Source organism: Planococcus sp. APC 3906, assembly GCF_030407685.1.
In the GTDB taxonomy this organism is placed as follows: Bacteria; Bacillota; Bacilli; order Bacillales_A; family Planococcaceae; genus Planococcus; species Planococcus koreensis.
On record NZ_JASDCW010000021.1, the window covers coordinates 1 to 19,686 of the forward strand.

Consider the following 19,686-nt stretch of genomic DNA (forward strand, 5'->3'; position numbering starts at 1 on the left):
GGAAGAAAAATCAGGACCACTGATAACTTAAGAGCTCATAAATGAAAATCTATTAGATTTTTCATTTGAATAAATTAAAATGTAGCTTCATTGATGATTAACATCGTTGCGCATTGGGAAAACTGATAATGAGGTGATATGCATGAAACCAGGTTTATATAAGGTAGAAACAATTGACAAAAGAACTGCATTGCTCACTCCTTTAAATAAACAAGATGATCAATTTACTTTTCCAGTCTCCGATTTTACACACGATGTGGCTAAAGGAGATGTCGTAGAAGTGTGGCGGGAAGGCACCAAATGGAAAACGAAATACTGTGAAGAAGAAACAAAATCGATTTCTAGCCACACTAAGGATTTTATAAAACGGATTATGGATAAAGAATAGCTTATGATGTCTCGGGGGAATTAATCTCGGGACATTTTTTGATTCTATTATTCAAATCGTAGAATTTGAAATCCTTAAAAAGCTTAGTGTATAATTAAGTCAAATATAGTCAAAGTCAATTAAAGGCTAATTATATACCTGAGAGGTGATGGCGATGCGGAATATTTCGGACATAATTGAAGGGTATTTAAAAGGGGTTATAGAAGTAAGCGAAAGAGACTATATTGAAATCAAACGCAATGAAATCGCCGAAAGATTTCAATGTGTCCCTTCGCAAATAAATTACGTAATCAATACTCGATTTACAGTGGATCGTGGCTATCTCGTAGAGAGCAAAAGAGGCGGTGGCGGGTATATCCGCATAAAGCGCATCACACTTCATACGAAATCCGATGTTCTTTCCGATGTTATTAAACGTTTGGAGCAAGGTGCCTCTCAAAGTATGGCAGAGGATATTGTTTTTAGGTTATTGAATGAGGATATCATTTCCAAAAGGGAAGCAAAATTGATTTTGAGTGCAAGTGATCGCGCGACACTTCTTTTACCGTTGCCGACTCGCGATGAAGTAAGAGCAAGAATACTCATTGCAATGTTATTTACTTTGAAATATCAGTCAAGTATTTGAGAGGTGATCAAATGTATTGTGAGCAATGCGGGAAAAGGCCAGCTTCCGTAATCGTCAAACAAACGGTGAATGGCAATACAATCGAACGCCACCTTTGTCCAGTTTGCGCAGCAGAAAATCATAATATAAATTACACGTTTGAACAGGATCCTATGGCCATTCATCAATTATTGTCCAATTGGTTCCCGAATCAAAAAGCTTCAGTGAACCCAGTCAAAAAGGAAATGGCTGTATGCCCGAATTGCGGATTCACATTCTCTAAATTCATGGAGATTGGAAAATTCGGTTGCGCTACTTGCTACGATGCTTTTGAAGATCATTTAGATAATATATTTAAGCGGCTTCATAATGGGAATTACAGGCACGAAGGTAAGATACCATCCGCTTACGGCAGTACATTAAAGATAAAAAAAGAGATAGAAGAATTACGAAAACAGATGCAAGTGTCTATTGCCGGTGAGGATTTTGAAGAAGCGGCCAAACTGCGCGATGAGGTAAGGGCTCTTACTCTGCAACTTGAAGGGGGTGGGGCTGATGGAAATTGATCGTTTTCTGCAGCCTAAAGCTAGCAGTTGGATGGAAACGGATAGTGAAAATGCAGATATCGCAATGAGTACCCGAATACGGCTAGCCCGTAACTTAAGTGATTTTAAATTTCCTTACTCGTTTTCAGAAGACGAAGCATTGAAAGTAGATAAGGCAATTTCATCGGTGCTGATAGACCAAGGGCGTAAATTGAACTTGGAGTTCACCCATATTGATATGCAGGAAATCCTTCCTCTTCAGCGGGAAGTGTTGATTGAAAAGCATTTGATCAGCCCGTACCTAGTAAAGGAAAGCCATTCTGGCGCGGTTCTTCTTTCTGAAAATGAAGAGCTCAGCATAATGGTAAATGAAGAAGATCATTTGCGGATTCAAAGTTTGCGGGCAGGGTTCCATTTAAAAGAGACATATCAGGTGGCGAATGACCTGGATAACCTATTGGAGCAGCATTTATCTTATGCATTTCACGAAAAATATGGATATTTGACCAGTTGCCCGACGAATACAGGTACTGGAATGCGAGCTTCAGTCATGCTCCATTTGCCAGCGTTGACAATGTCACAGCAGATCGCGCGAATCATTCCGGCAATCTCACGTTTAGGAATGGCTGTGAGAGGTATTTACGGAGAAGGCAGCGAAGCGCTGGGCAATGTATACCAGATTTCTAATCAAATGACGCTTGGCAAGTCAGAATACGAAATTTTGCAAGACTTGGAAAGTATGACCGACCAAATCATTCAACAAGAGCGCAGGGCGCGGGAGGCGATTTTGAATAATTCACCCGTGGTTTTGGAAGATCGGGTTTATCGATCTCTCGGTACATTGGCCAATGCCCGCTTATTATCTACCGAGGAAGCTGCGACTTGTTTATCGAATGTCCGATTGGGAATCGATTTAAATTTAATTAAAGATATCGATATGTCGATATTAAATGAATTGATGATTTTTATGCAGCCGGCATTTTTGCAGCAGTACTCAGGCAGTCCTTTGCAGCCGACTGAAAGAGATATTGCCCGCGCGAAATTATTCCGCGAGCGTTTGAATAAGGATAGTGTAACTAACAAAGGAGAGGATTTTGCATGATGTTTAATCGATTTACACAACGCGCACAAAAAGTTCTTCAACTAGCTCAAGAAGAAGCCATCCGCATGAAACATGAATCGATTGGGACCGAACATATTTTGCTTGGGTTGATTCGGGAGGGCGGCGGTATAGCTGCTAAAGCTCTTGAAGCGATTGACGTGAATACACAGCTGATCGAAGAAGGCATTAAAGAACTTGTCGGTGTCGGTGAAAAAGATGTAGGGCCGATTGTCCATTATACTCCGAGAGCGAAAAAAGTCATCGAGTTATCAGTGGATGAATCACGCAAGCTTGGCCATTCTTATATCGGAACCGAGCATTTGCTGCTGGCCTTGATACGCGAAGGAGAAGGAGTTGCGGCCCGAGTGCTTGGCAATGCAGGCGTAAGCTTGAACAAAGCTCGCCAGCAAGTGCTTCAGCTATTAGGAAGCAACGAACAGGCTTCAAATACAGGAAGCAGCCCGAATGCTTCAGCGAATACACCGACTCTTGATGGACTGGCACGCGACTTGACTCAAGTGGCGCGAGAAGGCAGTTTGGATCCGGTCATTGGGCGCAGCAAAGAAATTACGCGCGTCATTGAAGTATTGAGCCGCCGCACGAAAAATAATCCTGTGTTGATTGGTGAACCAGGTGTTGGTAAAACAGCAATCGCCGAAGGATTAGCACAGCAGATCGTCAATAATGAAATACCGGAAACACTGCGCGACAAACGTGTGATGGTGCTTGATATGGGGACGGTTGTTGCTGGTACGAAATACCGCGGTGAATTTGAAGATCGTTTGAAAAAAGTGATGGACGAAATCCGCCAAGCGGGCAATGTTATCTTATTTATCGATGAACTTCATACATTGATTGGTGCCGGCGGAGCGGAAGGGGCAATCGATGCTTCGAATATTCTAAAACCGTCATTGGCACGTGGAGAATTGCAGTGCATCGGTGCTACTACATTGGATGAGTACCGAAAATACATCGAAAAAGATGCAGCGCTTGAGCGCCGCTTCCAGCCGATTCAAGTGGATGAGCCAACAGTAGCAGAATCCATCCTAATCATTAAAGGCTTGCGCGATCGCTATGAAGCGCATCACCGTGTGAAAATCACAGATGAAGCAATTGAAGCGGCGGCGGTTATGTCTGACCGGTATATTTCGGATCGTTTCCTGCCGGATAAAGCAATTGACTTGATTGATGAAGCGGGTTCTAAAGTCCGTCTTCGTTCGTATACAACTCCACCTGATTTGAAAGAGTTGGAAGATCGCTTGGAATCTGCCCGCAATGAAAAGAATGCGGCTGTCCAAAGCCAGGCTTTCGAAAAAGCTGCTTCTTTGCGCGATGCGGAGCAAAAACTGAAAGATCAATTGGATAAGACCAAGAAAGAATGGAAAGAAAAGCAAGGCAAAGAAGAATCTGAAGTGACAGTTGAAGACATTGCGGCGGTCGTCTCGATGTGGACAGGGGTTCCAGTTTCTAAATTAGCGCAAACAGAATCGGAAAAATTATTGAATTTGGAAGATCTTTTGCATAATCGTGTAATCGGACAAGAAGAAGCCGTGACTTCAATCTCCAAAGCGATTCGCCGCGCGCGCGCAGGTTTGAAAGATCCAAAACGCCCGATTGGTTCGTTCATTTTCCTTGGGCCTACGGGTGTCGGTAAAACGGAACTTGCACGTGCTTTGGCAGAAGCGATGTTCGGTGATGAAGAAGCGATGATCCGCATTGACATGTCCGAGTATATGGAGAGACATTCGACTTCACGCCTTGTCGGTTCGCCTCCTGGCTATGTTGGATATGAAGAAGGCGGCCAGCTGACGGAGAAAGTCCGCAGAAAACCGTATTCAGTGGTCCTGCTTGATGAAATTGAAAAAGCGCATCCAGATGTCTTTAACATTCTGTTGCAAGTTCTCGAAGATGGACGCTTGACCGATTCAAAAGGCCGCCGCGTCGATTTCCGCAACACAGTGATCATCATGACGTCCAACGTCGGTGCAGAAGAATTGAAATACAATAAATACGTCGGTTTCAATTTGCAGGACGGAAAAACGGATTACAAGGATATGAAAGCGAAAATGCTGGGCCAATTGAAGAAGGCTTTCCGTCCGGAGTTCTTGAACCGTATTGACGACATGATCGTATTCCATTCTCTTGAACGGGAAGATTTGCGTAAGATTGTCAACTTGATGTCCCAGCAGTTGATTGACCGTTTGAAAGAACAGCACATCGATTTGGAGCTGACAGACGCTGCGCTTGAAAAAATCGCGAAGGAAGGGTATGATCCGGAATATGGTGCCCGCCCGCTTCGCCGATCTCTTCAAAAACACGTTGAAGACCGCTTGTCTGAAGAATTGCTGAAAGGCACGGCAATTGCGGGGCAGCATATCGTATTTGATGTAGAAAATGATGAATTTGTCATTCGCACTACAGCGGATATTAAAGAATAAAAGAATAATCATTCCGCTCGCCGGACATTGGCGGGCGGTTTTTATATGGAAAGGGAGAGAGTCATGGCTAAGAAAAAGTCGAAGTTTATCTGTCAGTCTTGCGGCTATGAGTCAGCTAAATGGATGGGCAAATGCCCAGGCTGCGGTGAGTGGAACCAAATGATTGAGGAAGTTGAAGTGGCAGCGCCTAAAGGGACGCGCGGCGCATTCCAGCATTCGGCTTCAGTGCCTCAAAAAGCTACGCCAATCAACTCGATTGAAACCCAGGATGAACCGCGGGTGGATACGAAAATGGGCGAGATGAACCGGGTTCTCGGCGGTGGCATTGTGCCAGGTTCGCTCGTGCTCATCGGCGGCGATCCGGGCATCGGAAAATCGACGCTGCTTCTTCAAGTATCGGCAATGCTTGCGAACAACGGCAATCGGGTATTGTATATTTCCGGAGAAGAATCGATTCGCCAGACGAAGCTGCGCGCAGAGCGCTTGGATGCTTCTTCGCCGGAATTATTCATCTATGCAGAAACGAATTTGGAATTGATTCATCATACCATCGAAGATGTGGCCCCTGATTTTGTCATTATCGATTCCATTCAGACGGTTTATCATCCAGAAGTGACCTCTGCACCAGGCAGTGTCACGCAAGTGCGGGAAAGTACCGCCGAATTGATGCGCATTGCCAAAACCAAGAATATCGCGATTTTTCTGGTCGGCCATGTGACAAAAGAAGGGCAGATTGCAGGTCCGCGTATTTTGGAGCATATGGTGGATACGGTGCTGTATTTTGAAGGTGAGCGGCACCATACGTACCGGATTTTGCGCAGCGTAAAAAACCGTTTCGGCTCGACCAATGAAATCGCCATTTTTGAAATGCTGCAAGGCGGCTTGGTGGAAGTGCTGAATCCGTCGGAACTATTTCTGCAAGAGCGCTCGAGCGGAGCGGCCGGTTCAACCGTCGTCGCATCGATGGAAGGCACGCGGCCGATTCTGGTTGAAATCCAGGCACTGGTGACGCAGTCGAGCTTCAATTATCCAAAACGGATGGCAACGGGCATCGACCAAAACCGGATTTCGTTATTAATGGCTGTCCTTGAGAAACGGGTCGGCATGCTTCTGCAGTCACAGGACGCTTATATCAAGGTGGCTGGCGGTGTCAAACTGGATGAACCGGCCATCGATTTGGCCGTGCTGGCAAGCATTGTGTCCAGCTACCGGGACATTGCCCCGAACGTCTATGACTGCATCATCGGCGAAGTCGGATTGACCGGCGAAGTGCGGCGTGTATCGCGCATTGAACAGCGGGTGCAGGAAGCTGCCAAGCTCGGCTTTAAACGCGCCATCATCCCGGCTTCGAATCTGGGCGGCTGGGATTATCCGGAAGGAATCCGGGTAGTCGGCGTTGAAAGTGTCAACGATGCATTGAAAGAAATATTCCCACAGCAGTAAGAGGGCGAATTGCCCTCTTTTTCTTTACTGCAATGCCGAACACAGCGTTTCCATTACAAAACGTGTATAATTATTTAAAAGGAGGTGGAGTCCATGTTAAAGAGAATTATCCAGATTTTATTTTTACTGATTGGCGCTACAGTCGGAATCATATTTTTGCCTTATGTCTTTGAACTTATTCCCATTCCCGACAGCCCGTGGATTAATAATGCCATCGTATTTGCTTTGATCGGCGCCCTTGTATTCTTTTTATTGTCATTATTGTTTGCGGATTCGATTGTTAAATTTGTGAGGTGGATGGAAGAGAAATTGCTCCATGCGCCGACTCCGGACTTATTATTCGGTACGGTAGGGCTTATCATCGGATTGGTGGTGGCTTTTCTTATCGGGTTCGCCTTGAACACGATTGATATTCCGATTGTCGCTACGGCAGCTCCGATTATTTTGTCTGTGGTGCTCGGGTATTTAGGGTTTCAAGTCGGATTTAAGAAGCGGGAAGAAATGGTCGGCATGTTGACGCCTCAGCGCATTATGACAAACCATAAAAAGGCAGAACCTGAAGAGCCAGTAAAAAATATGTCTTATAAATTGCTTGATACGAGCGTTATCATCGATGGCCGGATTGCGGACATTTCCGCAACCGGCTTTATGGAAGGGACGTTCGTCGTACCGCATTTCGTGTTGTCGGAATTGCAGCATATCGCGGATTCTTCGGATACGCTGAAACGGACGCGCGGACGCCGCGGCTTGGATATTTTGAAACGCCTCCAGGCGGAGCGCGAAGGGGCGATTGTGATTACCGAGGAAAATTACGATGAAGTTGCCGAAGTCGATATGAAATTGATGCGCGCTGCGAAGAAAATGGGTGGGCAAGTGGTGACAAACGACTTCAATTTGAATAAAGTCTGCGAATTGCATAATGTGCCTGTGCTGAACATCAATGATTTGGCGAATGCCGTGAAGCCGGTTGTCATTCCAGGTGAAGATATGCACGTTGTCGTGATCAAAGACGGCAAAGAACAGAATCAAGGCGTCGCTTATTTGGATGACGGCACGATGATTGTCATTGAAGATGGCAAAGGCTATATCGGCCAGGCCATCAATGTGACGGTAACGAGTGTGCTGCAAACGTCAGCGGGCCGCATGATTTTCGCGAAACCGCGTGAGGGGCGCCAAGCCTCAATGAATGGATAAAGGATGTCGCAATATGAATTATACAGTGGTCTTGCCTGCTGCCGGCAGTGGGAAACGGATGAAGGCAGATAAAAACAAATTATTACTGGAGCTTTTCGGCAAGCCGATTTTCGTCTATACACTCGAAGTGTTTCAGAACGATCCGGCATGTGACGCCATTTGGCTCGCGATTAAGGAAGAAGAGCGCGGCGTGATTGAAAGCTATGTTGCCAAGTATGGCATCACCAAAGTAAAAGGCTATGCAAAAGGCGGAATGGAGCGTCAAGACAGTGTCAGAGCTTGTCTTGAAGCGATTCCGCCTTGCGGTGTTGTATTGGTTCATGACGCCGCGCGTCCATTTATTGCGTCCCGCGTCATTGCTAGTCTGGTGGAAGAAGCGGCACATAAAGGAGCGGCGATTGCTGCGGTGCCGGTGAAAGACACCATCAAAAAAGCGGCAGGCGGCATCATTACGGAAACCGTTGACCGCAATCAGCTATGGATGATCCAGACGCCGCAAGCGTTCACTTATGAATTGCTGCTAAAGGCAGCGCAATCAGCAAACGAAGCCGGTTTTATCGGTACGGATGAAGCGATGCTTGTCGAGCGTATCGGCCATCCGGTACATATTGTTGAAAGCACGTATGAAAATGTAAAAATGACGACTCCGGAAGACTTGATTTATGGCAAAGCCATTTTGGAAAGCCGGACACAGGAGGAATTGACATGATTCGAATTGGACAAGGTTATGATGTACATCAATTAACAGAAGGGCGGCCGTTCATTTTAGGCGGCATTGAAATTCCGCATGATAAAGGGCTGCTTGGGCATTCAGATGCGGATGTGCTGCTGCACACGATTACGGACGCGGCGCTTGGCGCGATTTGCGGAGGCGATATCGGCAAGCATTTCCCGGATACGGATCCTGAATTCAAAGATGCGGATTCCAAAAAACTGCTGTCGCATATTTGGCAATACGTAAAAGAGCAGGGCTACGAACTGGGCAATGTCGATTGCACCGTGATCGCACAGAAACCGAAATTGGCACCCTACATTGAACAAATGCGCGAGTCGATTGCCCGCTTATTGGAAGCGGAAGTGTCGCAGGTTAACGTCAAAGCAACGACTTCAGAGCATCTTGGCTTTACGGGTCGAGAAGAAGGCATTGCGGCGCTTGCCGTGATTTTATTGGTGCAGCGTCCGCTTTCGCTGGACGTTCCAGAATGATAGAATAAAAGGATATTGTTATTTAAATGAGGAGGAACTATACATGACACAAGAAGTACGCGTACGCTACGCCCCGAGCCCGACTGGCCATTTGCATATCGGCGGAGCCCGCACAGCGTTGTTCAATTATTTATATGCACGCCACAATAACGGCAAATTCATCGTCCGCATCGAGGATACCGACATTGCACGGAATATCGAAACCGGCGTAACGTCGCAGCTCGACAACTTGAAATGGCTTGGCATCGACTACGATGAGTCCGTTGACATCGGCGGCGAATACGGACCTTACCGTCAGATGGAGCGTCTTGACACTTACAAGAAATACGCCGATGAAATGCTGGAGCAAGGCTCAGCTTATAAATGTTTCTGCACACCTGAAAAATTGGAAGCGGAACGCGAAGCCCAAAAGGCTTCAGGCATTGCAGCGCCTCAATACGTTGGCACATGCCGCAATTTAACACCTGAGCAAGTCGCAGAAAAAGAAGCGGCGGGTATGCCGTTCACTTTGCGCATGAAAGTGCCGGCTGACGTAACGTATGAGTTTGAAGATCTGGTCCGCGGACCGGTCTCATTCGAGTCAAAAGACGTCGGCGACTGGGTACTTGTGAAAACGAACGGCATTCCGACGTATAATTTCGCAGTTGTCGCAGATGATCATTTGATGAAGATTTCACACGTCTTCCGCGGCGAAGAGCATTTGTCGAACACGCCGAAGCAGATGATGATCTTCGACGCATTCGGTTGGGACCATCCAACTTACGGCCACATGACATTGATCGTTAATGAAGACCGTAAAAAACTGTCGAAACGCGATGAATCGATCATTCAGTTCATCTCCCAATACAAAGACCTTGGATTTATTCCGGAAGCGCTGTTCAATTTCTTCGCACTTCTCGGCTGGTCTCCTGAAGGGGAAGAAGAGATCTTCTCGAAAGAAGAGCTGATCCGTATTTTCGACGTGAACCGCCTTTCCAAATCAGCATCGATGTTCGATAAGCAAAAATTGACGTGGATGAACAACCAATACATCAAGCAGATGCCGCTTGAAGAAGTGGTGGCGCTGGCGCTTCCGCATCTGCAAAAAGCGGGCAAGCTGCCTGCAGAGTTGACGCCGGAACAAGCCGAATGGGCTGAAAAGCTGATCGCCTTGTACCACGAGCAATTAAGCTATGGAGCTGAAATCACGGAATTGACGGAAGTGTTCTTTGTGGATGAGCTGACGTTCGAAGAAGATGAAAAAGCGGTGCTTGCTGGCGAGCAGGTGCCAGAAGTGATGGCTTCGTTCAAAGAGCAGCTGGAAAACCTCGAAAGCTTTGAAGCGGCTGACATCAAAGGGGCAATCAAAGCGGTTCAAAAAGCGACCGGCCACAAAGGGAAAAACCTGTTTATGCCGATCCGCATCGTCACAACGGGCCAAATGCACGGACCGGAATTGCCGGATGCGATTTCGCTTCTGGGCAAAGACAAAACGATTGCCCGAGTTGCGCAGTTCGCGAGCGCGTAAATTGACTTCTGCTAAAAAAGAGGTACAATAAATCTACTATTACCAAAACGTTGACGAGAAGAAGTACGTGCGCACGCTCTTTAGAGAAGACCTCCACCGGCTGAAAGGGGTCTGGGCCGCTGCGGCATCGAAATGCCTCTCTGAGTGCTGAGTCGAATCAAGTAGACCAGACGTACCGCCTGCGTTAAAGGCTTCGAGAGAGAAGGCACAGCCCTTCTAATCAGAGTGGAACCGCGCAACTATGCGTCTCTGTCATTAATTTGACAGGGGCGCTTTTTATTTTGCCTAAGGTTACGAAAGGAGTTAAGAAGATGTGGAAGTTATTGAAAGAAGACATTGATGTTATTTTCGAACAAGATCCGGCCGCCCGCAGCTATTTGGAAGTGATTTTGACGTACGCCGGCCTCCATGCCATTTGGTCGCACCGGCTGGCCCATTTCTTTTTCAAGAATAAATTATTTTTCATCGCACGGGCTATTTCCCAAATCAGCCGCTTTTTCACGGGTATCGAAATCCACCCGGGCGCCGTCATCGGCCGCCGGTTCTTCATTGACCACGGCATGGGCGTAGTCATCGGCGAGACGTGCATCATCGGCGATGACGTGACGCTTTACCAAGGCGTGACGCTCGGCGGTACAGGCAAAGAGCGCGGAAAACGCCATCCGACATTGGAAGACGGTGTGCTGGTCGCGACCGGTGCGAAAGTGCTTGGTTCGATTGTCATCGGCGCCAATTCGAAAGTGGGAGCTGGTTCGGTTGTGCTGAAAGACGTGCCGCCAAATTCGACCGTTGTCGGAATTCCGGGCAAGGTGGTCATGCAAAATGGCGTCAAAGTGAAGCAAGACTTGAACCACCAGAACATGCCGGATCCGGTCATGGACAAATGCGACAGCATGGAAATGAAAATCGCTGCGCTGCAGCGTGAAGTGGACCAATTGAAAAATGCTCAAAAGAAAGCAGGGGAACCCCAATGACGATCCAAATTTTTAATTCATTGTCACGCCAAAAAGAGGCGTTTATTCCGCTGGAAGCGGGAAAAGTAAAGATGTATGTGTGCGGGCCGACCGTCTATAATTACATCCACATCGGCAACGCGCGCCCAGTGATCGTCTATGATACGGTGCGCCGCTACTTGGAATACCGCGGCTATGACGTAACGTATGTGTCTAATTTCACGGATGTCGACGACAAGCTGATCAAGGCAGCCAACGAACTGGGTGTGGAAGTGCCGGAAGTGGCAGAGCGTTTTATCAATGCGTATTTTGAAGATACGAAAGCGCTCGGCTGCGGCGAAGCGGATGTCCATCCGCGGGTAACAGGGCACATGCCGCAAATTGTCGATTTCATCAACGTGCTGATCGAGAAAGGCTATGCCTATGAGTCGCAGGGGGATGTCTACTACCGCACCCGCAAATTCGAAGGCTACGGCAAATTGTCGCATCAATCGGTCGACGAGCTGAAAATCGGCGCACGCATTGAAACGGGCGACAAAAAAGAAGATGCGTTGGATTTTGTGCTGTGGAAAACGGCGAAACCCGGCGAAATCTCTTGGGAAAGCCCGTGGGGCAAAGGGCGTCCGGGCTGGCATATCGAATGCTCGGTAATGGCGCGTGAGCACCTCGGCGACACGATCGACATCCACGCCGGCGGACAGGATTTGACGTTCCCGCACCACGAAAACGAAATTGCGCAGTCGGAAGCGCTGACAGGCAAACCATTTGCGCGCTACTGGATGCACAATGGCTATATTAATATCGACAATGAAAAAATGTCCAAATCACTGAATAATTTCGTGTTGGTCAATGACATCTTGAAAGAGCTGGATGCACAAGTGCTGCGCTTCTTCATGCTGTCCGTGCATTACCGCCATCCGATCAATTACTCGCAGCAATTGGTGGAAGATGCTATCGCGGCGTTGGACCGCCTGCGCACGGCATACGCCAATTTGAAGCATCGCTTGCAAGCGTCCGCCGACCTCGGGGACCATTCGGACATCTGGCTGTCGAAAATGGACGCCATCAAAACGGAATTCATTGAAACGATGGATGACGATTTCAATACGGCCAATGCCATTTCGAAGCTCTTTGATTTGTCGAAGCTGTCGAATACGTATTTGTTGGAAAAGCAGACTTCAACGCAGGTGCTGTCGGCATTTATCGCAATGTTCGACGAATTGGCAGGCGTTCTCGGGCTGCCGTTCAACCAACAGGAAGAATTATTGGATGAAGAAGTAGAAGCTTTGCTTGCGGAACGGATCGAAGCACGCAAGAATCGTGATTTCGCCCGTGCCGATGAAATCCGCGATTTGTTCAAAGAGAAAAACATTATTTTGGAAGATACAGCGCAAGGCACGCGTTGGAAGCGGGGGTAACGGCATGAATGTGTTACGGAACCAGGATGTCGACCAGCTGAACGGGCTGGCACTTGCTTATATGGGTGACGCAGTCTACGAGCAGGCGGTGCGCGAACATTTGCTGCGCTCCGGGCGCGTCAAACCGAATACGCTCCATCGCCAGGCGACGACGTTCGTCTCGGCGAAAGCCCAGGCGATGGTCTTGAAACGTTTGACGGAAGAAGGTTTTTTGACGGAAGACGAATTGGCGGTCATGCGGCGCGGTCGCAACGCCAAGTCGGGCTCTGTACCGAAAAATACCGATGTCCAGACCTATAATTTCAGTACCGCGTTCGAAGCGGTTTTGGGCTGGCTTTATTTGAAAGAACGGCAAGAGCGGACAGACGAGGTCATCCGCTACGCCATAGAAATCGTGGAAGAGTTGAGAGGAGTGGTCAAATGAGCGAAGAACTAACGCCAGAAATCATAGGCGGCAAAAATCCTGTACTGGAAGCGCTGCGCGCCGACCGCGATGTCAATAAAATCTGGATCGCTGAAGGCGTCCAGAAAAAAGGCATCACGGAAATATTGGAACTGGCTAAAGAGAAAAAAGTCTTGGTGCAATTCGTGCCGAAGAAAAAGATCGACAGCCTGACGGATTCCAACCACCAAGGAATCGCGGCAGCAGTTGCGGCGTATAATTACGCGGAGCTGGATGACTTGTTCGAAGCGGCGGCAAAACGCTCTGAAGATCCATTCTTTCTCATTCTTGATGAACTGGAAGATCCGCATAATTTAGGGTCCATCATGCGGACAGCCGATGCGATCGGTGTCCACGGGTTGATTATTCCGAGGCGCCGGGCAGTCGGGTTGACAGCGGTTGTTGCAAAAGCCTCGACAGGTGCAATTGAGCACGTGCCAGTGGTGCGCGTCAATAATTTGTCGCAGACTGTCGATGAATTGAAGAAGCGTGGTTTGTGGATCGCCGGCACAGACGCAAAAGAATCGGCCGATTACCGCACGATGGATGCGAAATTGCCGTTAGCTGTCGTCATCGGCAGTGAAGGCAAAGGCATGAGCCGCTTGCTGCGTGAGAAATGCGACTTCCTTTATCAGCTGCCGATGGTCGGGCATGTCACGTCGCTGAATGCGTCAGTCGCTGCAAGCCTGTTAATGTACGAAGTTTACAGAAAGCGCAATCCGCTGGGTTGAGGCAATGGACATTCTACTGGTGGATGGGTATAACATCATTGGGGATTGGCCGGAACTGCAGAAACTGAAAAAAGACAAATTGGCGGATGCCCGGGATCGGCTGATCGAGCGGATGGCGGAATACCAGAGCTATAAGGGATGGCGCGTCATTATCATTTTTGACGCCCATTTGGTTCCCGGCATCGAAGCGAAAGACCGGCGCCACGACATTGAAGTGATTTTCACCCGGGAAAGTGAAACGGCCGACGAACGAATCGAGAAGCTGGCAGACAGTTTGGGCAACCGGCGTGATCAAATTTACGTTGCCACATCGGATATGACCGAGCAGCGAGTGATTTTTGGCAAAGGCGCATTAAGAATTTCGGCTCGGGAACTGGAAATTGAAACAGAGGAAATCCAGCGAGATATTACAAAAAAAGTAAAAGAAATCCAGGAGCAGCGTGCCTTCTCCAAGATTCTGCTATCAGATGAAATAGCTGAAATTTTCGAAAAATGGCGGCGCGGGCAGAAATGATAGGTTGACGCTCAATTTTTGCTTCCTGTATACTGATGATATCGAGGCTCGCAACCGGAGGGATAGCCGTGGTAAATCATGAGCAAGTTCAAGCCCAACGATTCACAGAAATGTCAGATGAAGAACTTGTCAGCGTAGTCCACAGCGGAAATACTGAGGCCTTGGATTATTTAATTACGAAATATCGGCATTTTGTCCGTATGAAAGCGCGTTCCTACTTTCTGATTGGCGCCGATAAGGAAGATATCATCCAGGAAGGGATGATCGGCCTATATAAGGCGATCCGTGATTTCCGCAGCGATAAATTATCATCGTTCCGCGCGTTTGCCGAATTGTGCATCATCCGCCAGATCATCACGGCGATCAAAACGGCGACCCGCCAAAAACATATTCCGCTTAATTCCTACGTTTCGCTGGATAAACCGATCTACGATGAAGAATCGGACCGGACACTGATGGATGTGCTGACAGGCAACGGGGTGGATGATCCTGAAGAATTGATGATCAACAATGAAGAGTTCATGTACATGGAAGCAAAAATGGGTGAAGTGCTCAGCAACCTCGAAAGAGAAGTGCTAGCGCTCTATCTTGATGGACAATCCTATCAGGAAATTTCAGAAAAATTAGAACGCCATGTCAAATCCATTGATAATGCGCTGCAGCGCGTCAAGCGCAAATTGGAGCGACATCTTCAGCTGGATGAGACGCAGACGTCCTGACGCTGTTGACAGGTTACTTTTAAGATGCTAATCTGGAAAAAGCTGAAAACTCGAATAGGGTGAAGAAATATGGCTAAAAAAATCGTTTTAAGCTGCTCGAAATGTGCATCCCGCAATTATACGGTTCCGGCGCGTTCGGAATCCAGCACACGTTTGGAACTTAATAAATTCTGTGCTCATTGCAATGGGCATACCGTGCATAAACAAACGATATGAATATTAAGTGAATGCCGAACGATATAGAGTGATTTTAAATTTTCGGAGGTTTTTTAAACAATGGGCAACATTGGCAGTTTCTTTAAGAACGTCGTTTCGGAAATGAGAAAAGTTAGCTGGCCTAAACGCAAAGAACTGACACGCTACACAATAGTGGTTCTTTCAACGGTCATCTTCATGGCTCTTTTCTTCGCATTGATTGATTCAGGCATCTCGGAATTATTCCGCTGGTTCTTGGCGCTTTAAAGGATCAACAACAATAACATGTCAAAAATAGCCCGTCAGCAGTTGAGAACGGGTTTTTTCATTTGGTGAAAAAAGGAGGGACGGACGTTTAGTCCGAACGAATATGGAGAAAAATTGGTATGTGGTCCATACGTATTCCGGATACGAGAACAAGGTGAAAGCGAATTTGGAGAAGCGTGTCGAAACGATGGGCATGCAAGACAAGATCTTCCGCGTCATCATCCCGGAAGAACAAGAAACAGATTTCAAAGATGGCAAAAAACGTACGGTCATGCGCAAAACCTTCCCGGGTTACGTGCTGGTTGAATTGATCATGACGGATGAATCTTGGTATGTTGTACGCAACACGCCGGGTGTAACCGGCTTTATCGGTTCATCGGGCGGAGGCGCGAAACCGACGCCGCTTTTAGATGAAGAAGTCGATTTCATCCTGAAACAGATGGGCATGGCTTCGCGCAAAGTGGATATCGACTTTGCGGTGGGCGATACCGTTGAAGTCATGGAAGGGCCATTTGCGAACTTCCAAGGGAAAGTCGAAGAAATCGACGAAACAAAAGGCAAAGTCAAAGTGTCGATCGATATTTTTGGCCGTGAAACAAAAATGGAACTTGATTTTGAGCAAGCCCATAAAATTTAAATACCCCTTGCTATTCTCTTAGGGAAGTGGTATTATTTCATAGGTCAGACTGTCATCAGACAATTTGTACAAGCTAATTAATTCTATCAACATAGTTGACAGAGATATTGAGTGGGAGGGGAAACCCTATTACCACATCACGGACTTAAGGAGGTGTGTTTCGTGGCTAAAAAAGTTATTAAAGTTGTAAAATTGCAGATCCCTGCAGCAAAAGCTAATCCAGCGCCACCAGTTGGTCCAGCATTGGGTCAAGCAGGTGTTAACATCATGGGCTTCTGTAAAGAGTTCAACGCGCGTACGGCAGATCAAGCAGGACTGATCATTCCAGTTGAGATTTCAGTATTTGAAGATCGTTCATTTACATTCATTACGAAAACTCCACCCGCAGCTGTTCTACTTAAAGTAGCAGCCGGTATTGAATCAGGTTCAGGCGAACCGAACCGCAATAAAGTAGCGACTGTAAAACGCGACAAAGTTCGCGAAATCGCAGAAACTAAAATGCCAGATCTAAATGCTGCTTCAGTTGAAGCTGCAATGTTGATGGTTGAAGGTACTGCTCGCAGCATGGGCATTACAATCGAAGACTAATACAGCAGTTGTTTTTGGATGGGTTGCGTGTGTTCAATGTGAACCGCGCAGCCTTTAATCGTGGGAGGTTTAAACCGTTAGACCACAACAAGGAGGACGTTTAAAATGGCTAAAACAGGCAAAAAGCTGCAAGATGCAGCAAAATTGATCGACCGCACAAAACTTTACGAAGCTAAAGAAGCGATCGAACTTGCTAAAAAAGCAAGCACAGTGAACTTTGATGCAACAGTAGAAGTGGCTTTCCGTCTTGGAATCGACACGCGCAAGAACGACCAGCAAATCCGTGGAGCGGTAGTGCTTCCAAACGGTACTGGTAAAACTCAAAGCGTATTGGTTTTCGCTAAAGGCGAAAAACTTAAAGAAGCTGAAGCAGCTGGCGCAGATTTCGTCGGCGATGCTGAATATATCCAAAAAATCCAACAAGGATGGTTTGACTTCGATGTTATCGTTGCAACTCCTGACATGATGGGTGAAGTTGGTAAACTTGGACGCGTTTTAGGGCCAAAAGGCTTAATGCCAAACCCGAAAACAGGCACAGTTACATTTGATGTAACAAAAGCTGTTCAAGAAATCAAAGCTGGTAAAGTGGAATACCGTGCAGACAAAACGGGTATCATCCATGCGCCAATCGGGAAAGTCTCTTTCGAAGACGGCAAACTTGCTGAAAACTTGGAAGCGATCTACGATGTTGTCCTTAAAGCTAAGCCATCGGCTGCTAAAGGCGTATACATCAAATCCCTAAACGTAACAACTACAATGGGACCTGCTGTTAAAGTGGATACTTCTACTGTAGGAAAATAAGAGTTTGACAAACCATTTCCGCGTTGCTATAATTGCGAAGTTGTGAAATGCATATTTGTACCGCAGACAGCAGGGGCGCCAGCCGCTTAATTTATCCCTGCCGAGGACATGATGAATTCAGTTGACATCTTTTTGATGCTGATATTATGCCTCTGTGTCTGTTTAGACCAGAGGCTTTTCTTATGGGCTGACGGTACGAATTGAAAAATCTATAGGAGGTGCCAAAATGAGCAAAGCAGTTGAAACGAAAAAAGTTGTCGTGCAGACAATCGCTGATAAATTCAATGCTGCAGCTTCTGTTGTAGTTGTTGATTACCGCGGTTTGAACGTTGCACAAGTAACAGAACTTCGTAAACAGCTTCGTGAAGCAGGCGTTGAGTTTAAAGTTTACAAAAACTCAATGACTCGCCGCGCGACAGAAATGCACGGTCTTGAAGCGATCAACGAACACTTGACAGGACCAAACGCAATTGCATTTTCTAACGAAGATGTAGTAGCTCCAGCGAGAATCATCAACGATTTCGCTAAAAAGAACGAAGCGCTTGAAATTAAAGCGGGTATCATCGAAGGCACTGTTGCATCCGCTGACGATGTAAAAGCATTGGCAGAACTTCCATCACGCGAAGGTCTACTTTCTATGCTACTCAGCGTACTTCAAGCTCCAGTCCGCAACTTTGCTGCTATCACAAAAGCAGTTGCAGACAGCAAAGAAGAACAAGGCGCTTAATAAGTTAGCCGGATAAGTACGACAAAAAAATCAACTTTCCATAGGAGGAAACTATAATGACACAAGAACAAATCTTAGAAGCAATCAAAGAAATGACAGTTCTACAACTTAACGACCTTGTAAAAGCAATCGAAGAAGAGTTCGGCGTAACTGCTGCTGCTCCTGTTGCTGCAGCTGCTGCTGGCGGTGCTGCTGAAGAAGAACAAACTGAATTTGACGTAATCCTAGCTTCTGCTGGCGATCAAAAAATCAAAGTTATCAAAGCAGTACGCGAAGCTACTGGCCTAGGCTTGAAAGAAGCTAAAGCACTAGTTGACGAAGCTCCTAAAGCAATCAAAGAAGGCGTTACTAAAGAAGAAGCTGAAGAACTAAAAGGCAAACTTGAAGAAGTTGGCGCTTCAGTAGAAGTTAAATAATTTCAACACCTTTTGAATAAGAAAGAAGCTCGTCAGTATTCACCGACGGGCTTTTTCTTCTTTTTAAAACCGGAAATTCCGGTACGGCAGCATGCTGAGTTGATAAATGTAAGGAGGACTCCTTGTGTCACAGCATTATTATTCCAAAAATCCTCAAACAAAAAGCAATCCTCGAGAATGGACATATACATTGCGGGGCGAAGAATTTCATTTCCAGACAGATGCAGGTGTGTTCAGCAAAGGTGAAGTCGATTTCGGCTCCCGGCTGCTGATCGAAGCATTTAAAGATTCGGATCTGAAGGGGCCAATTCTTGATGTCGGCTGTGGATACGGGCCGATCGGAATGGCCATCGCCAAAACAATTCCCCACAAAGAAGTTCATATGGTAGACGTGAATACACGCGCCATTGAATTGGCTAAAAAGAATACAGAAAAAAATGGAGTGGCAAATGTTCGAATTTACGAGAGTGACGGACTGGCTGCTGTTGAGGCGGAAGGATTTTCGGCGATCTTGACCAACCCGCCGATACGCGCGGGCAAAGACACGATATTCCGTTTTTACGAAGAAGCATTTGAGAAGTTGGAAAGTGGTGGATCCCTGTGGGTGGTTATCCAGAAAAAGCAGGGTGCGCCATCGACGCAGGAGAAATTAGAGGAACTTTTCGGCAATTGCCGGCAGGCTGACAAGAAGAAGGGTTACTTTATTTTCGAAGCCAGAAAAGTTTGACTTGACAAATCCCTTGTGTTATTATAATGAAATGCAAAATTATTATTTTGAGGTCGTTTGCCCTTTTTGGGGCTTGGCATGGCGGCAGAGCAAATCACGGGTATACCGAAAATGAGCTATTGTT

At 46.9% G+C, this 19,686-nt stretch carries 24 protein-coding genes and 1 other annotated feature; all 24 genes read left to right on the top strand.

Annotation, left to right across the window (positions count from 1 at the left end; all coding sequences use genetic code 11):
• Positions 1-142 precede the first annotated feature (142 nt).
• Positions 143-388 carry a hypothetical protein gene (locus tag QMA09_RS12195; RefSeq protein ID WP_290213311.1) on the top strand — a complete coding sequence of 82 codons (246 nt, stop codon included), beginning with the start codon at positions 143-145 and terminating at the stop codon, positions 386-388.
• Between the two features lie 154 nt (positions 389-542).
• Positions 543-1,013 carry a CtsR family transcriptional regulator gene (locus QMA09_RS12200; RefSeq protein ID WP_290213312.1) on the top strand — a complete coding sequence of 157 codons (471 nt, stop codon included), beginning with the start codon at positions 543-545 and terminating at the stop codon, positions 1,011-1,013.
• 11 nt (positions 1,014-1,024) lie between these two features.
• Positions 1,025-1,558, top strand: a complete 534-nt coding sequence (locus tag QMA09_RS12205; RefSeq protein ID WP_135500593.1) for a UvrB/UvrC motif-containing protein — start codon at positions 1,025-1,027, stop codon at positions 1,556-1,558.
• Positions 1,548-2,639 carry a protein-arginine kinase McsB gene (gene mcsB / locus QMA09_RS12210; protein ID WP_290213313.1) on the top strand — a complete coding sequence of 364 codons (1,092 nt, stop codon included), beginning with the start codon at positions 1,548-1,550 and terminating at the stop codon, positions 2,637-2,639. The genes QMA09_RS12205 and mcsB overlap by 11 nt, the downstream gene beginning before the upstream one ends.
• Entirely contained in the window at positions 2,636-5,077 is a 2,442-nt protein-coding gene (locus QMA09_RS12215) for an ATP-dependent Clp protease ATP-binding subunit (protein ID WP_135500595.1), read from the top strand. Before mcsB ends, QMA09_RS12215 begins: the two co-directional genes overlap by 4 nt.
• 63 nt (positions 5,078-5,140) lie before the next feature.
• Positions 5,141-6,520: a DNA repair protein RadA gene (radA, locus tag QMA09_RS12220; RefSeq protein WP_290213314.1), complete on the top strand. Its 1,380-nt coding sequence runs from the start codon at positions 5,141-5,143 to the stop codon at positions 6,518-6,520.
• A gap of 93 nt (positions 6,521-6,613) precedes the next feature.
• A complete protein-coding gene (locus QMA09_RS12225; RefSeq protein ID WP_135500597.1) occupies positions 6,614-7,714 on the top strand; it encodes a PIN/TRAM domain-containing protein in 1,101 nt (366 codons plus the stop codon).
• A 13-nt stretch (positions 7,715-7,727) separates the two neighbouring features.
• Complete coding sequence (gene ispD, locus QMA09_RS12230; protein ID WP_290213315.1) at positions 7,728-8,423, top strand: 2-C-methyl-D-erythritol 4-phosphate cytidylyltransferase; 696 nt, start codon at positions 7,728-7,730, stop codon at positions 8,421-8,423.
• On the top strand, positions 8,420-8,920 hold the full coding sequence (gene ispF, locus QMA09_RS12235) for a 2-C-methyl-D-erythritol 2,4-cyclodiphosphate synthase (RefSeq protein WP_290213316.1): 501 nt from the start codon (positions 8,420-8,422) through the stop codon (positions 8,918-8,920). Before ispD ends, ispF begins: the two co-directional genes overlap by 4 nt.
• 43 nt (positions 8,921-8,963) lie before the next feature.
• The gene (gltX, locus tag QMA09_RS12240; RefSeq protein ID WP_290213317.1) at positions 8,964-10,427 is read left to right on the top strand and encodes a glutamate--tRNA ligase; all 1,464 of its coding nucleotides are present in this window, start codon (positions 8,964-8,966) and stop codon (positions 10,425-10,427) included.
• 311 nt (positions 10,428-10,738) lie between these two features.
• Positions 10,739-11,401 (top strand): serine O-acetyltransferase, encoded by a 663-nt coding sequence (gene cysE, locus QMA09_RS12245; RefSeq protein ID WP_135500601.1) that lies wholly within the window; start codon positions 10,739-10,741, stop codon positions 11,399-11,401.
• The gene (gene cysS, locus QMA09_RS12250; RefSeq protein ID WP_135500602.1) at positions 11,398-12,798 is read left to right on the top strand and encodes a cysteine--tRNA ligase; all 1,401 of its coding nucleotides are present in this window, start codon (positions 11,398-11,400) and stop codon (positions 12,796-12,798) included. The genes cysE and cysS overlap by 4 nt, the downstream gene beginning before the upstream one ends.
• Positions 12,799-12,802: 4 nt before the next feature.
• Positions 12,803-13,222, top strand: a complete 420-nt coding sequence (locus tag QMA09_RS12255) for a Mini-ribonuclease 3 (protein ID WP_135500603.1) — start codon at positions 12,803-12,805, stop codon at positions 13,220-13,222.
• Entirely contained in the window at positions 13,219-13,971 is a 753-nt protein-coding gene (rlmB, locus tag QMA09_RS12260) for a 23S rRNA (guanosine(2251)-2'-O)-methyltransferase RlmB (RefSeq protein WP_135500604.1), read from the top strand. The genes QMA09_RS12255 and rlmB overlap by 4 nt, the downstream gene beginning before the upstream one ends.
• A gap of 4 nt (positions 13,972-13,975) precedes the next feature.
• Entirely contained in the window at positions 13,976-14,485 is a 510-nt protein-coding gene (locus tag QMA09_RS12265; RefSeq protein WP_135500605.1) for an NYN domain-containing protein, read from the top strand.
• Between the two features lie 35 nt (positions 14,486-14,520).
• Positions 14,521-15,204, top strand: a complete 684-nt coding sequence (gene sigH, locus QMA09_RS12270) for an RNA polymerase sporulation sigma factor SigH (RefSeq protein ID WP_175580257.1) — start codon at positions 14,521-14,523, stop codon at positions 15,202-15,204.
• A 69-nt stretch (positions 15,205-15,273) separates the two neighbouring features.
• On the top strand, positions 15,274-15,420 hold the full coding sequence (rpmG, locus tag QMA09_RS12275) for a 50S ribosomal protein L33 (RefSeq protein ID WP_135500607.1): 147 nt from the start codon (positions 15,274-15,276) through the stop codon (positions 15,418-15,420).
• 60 nt (positions 15,421-15,480) lie between these two features.
• On the top strand, positions 15,481-15,666 hold the full coding sequence (gene secE, locus QMA09_RS12280) for a preprotein translocase subunit SecE (protein WP_135500608.1): 186 nt from the start codon (positions 15,481-15,483) through the stop codon (positions 15,664-15,666).
• Positions 15,667-15,769: 103 nt separating this feature from the next.
• Positions 15,770-16,303 (top strand): transcription termination/antitermination protein NusG, encoded by a 534-nt coding sequence (gene nusG, locus QMA09_RS12285; RefSeq protein ID WP_290213318.1) that lies wholly within the window; start codon positions 15,770-15,772, stop codon positions 16,301-16,303.
• Positions 16,304-16,465: 162 nt separating this feature from the next.
• The gene (rplK, locus tag QMA09_RS12290) at positions 16,466-16,891 is read left to right on the top strand and encodes a 50S ribosomal protein L11 (RefSeq protein ID WP_033542812.1); all 426 of its coding nucleotides are present in this window, start codon (positions 16,466-16,468) and stop codon (positions 16,889-16,891) included.
• Positions 16,892-16,996: 105 nt separating this feature from the next.
• Positions 16,997-17,692: a 50S ribosomal protein L1 gene (gene rplA, locus QMA09_RS12295; RefSeq protein ID WP_135500610.1), complete on the top strand. Its 696-nt coding sequence runs from the start codon at positions 16,997-16,999 to the stop codon at positions 17,690-17,692.
• Between the two features lie 42 nt (positions 17,693-17,734).
• Positions 17,735-17,882: a sequence feature (ribosomal protein L10 leader region), on the top strand.
• 36 nt (positions 17,883-17,918) lie between these two features.
• Entirely contained in the window at positions 17,919-18,419 is a 501-nt protein-coding gene (gene rplJ / locus QMA09_RS12300) for a 50S ribosomal protein L10 (protein WP_135500611.1), read from the top strand.
• Positions 18,420-18,475: 56 nt separating this feature from the next.
• The gene (gene rplL / locus QMA09_RS12305; protein ID WP_135500612.1) at positions 18,476-18,835 is read left to right on the top strand and encodes a 50S ribosomal protein L7/L12; all 360 of its coding nucleotides are present in this window, start codon (positions 18,476-18,478) and stop codon (positions 18,833-18,835) included.
• A 124-nt stretch (positions 18,836-18,959) separates the two neighbouring features.
• Positions 18,960-19,562 (top strand): class I SAM-dependent methyltransferase, encoded by a 603-nt coding sequence (locus QMA09_RS12310; RefSeq protein WP_290213319.1) that lies wholly within the window; start codon positions 18,960-18,962, stop codon positions 19,560-19,562.
• Positions 19,563-19,686 lie beyond the last annotated feature (124 nt).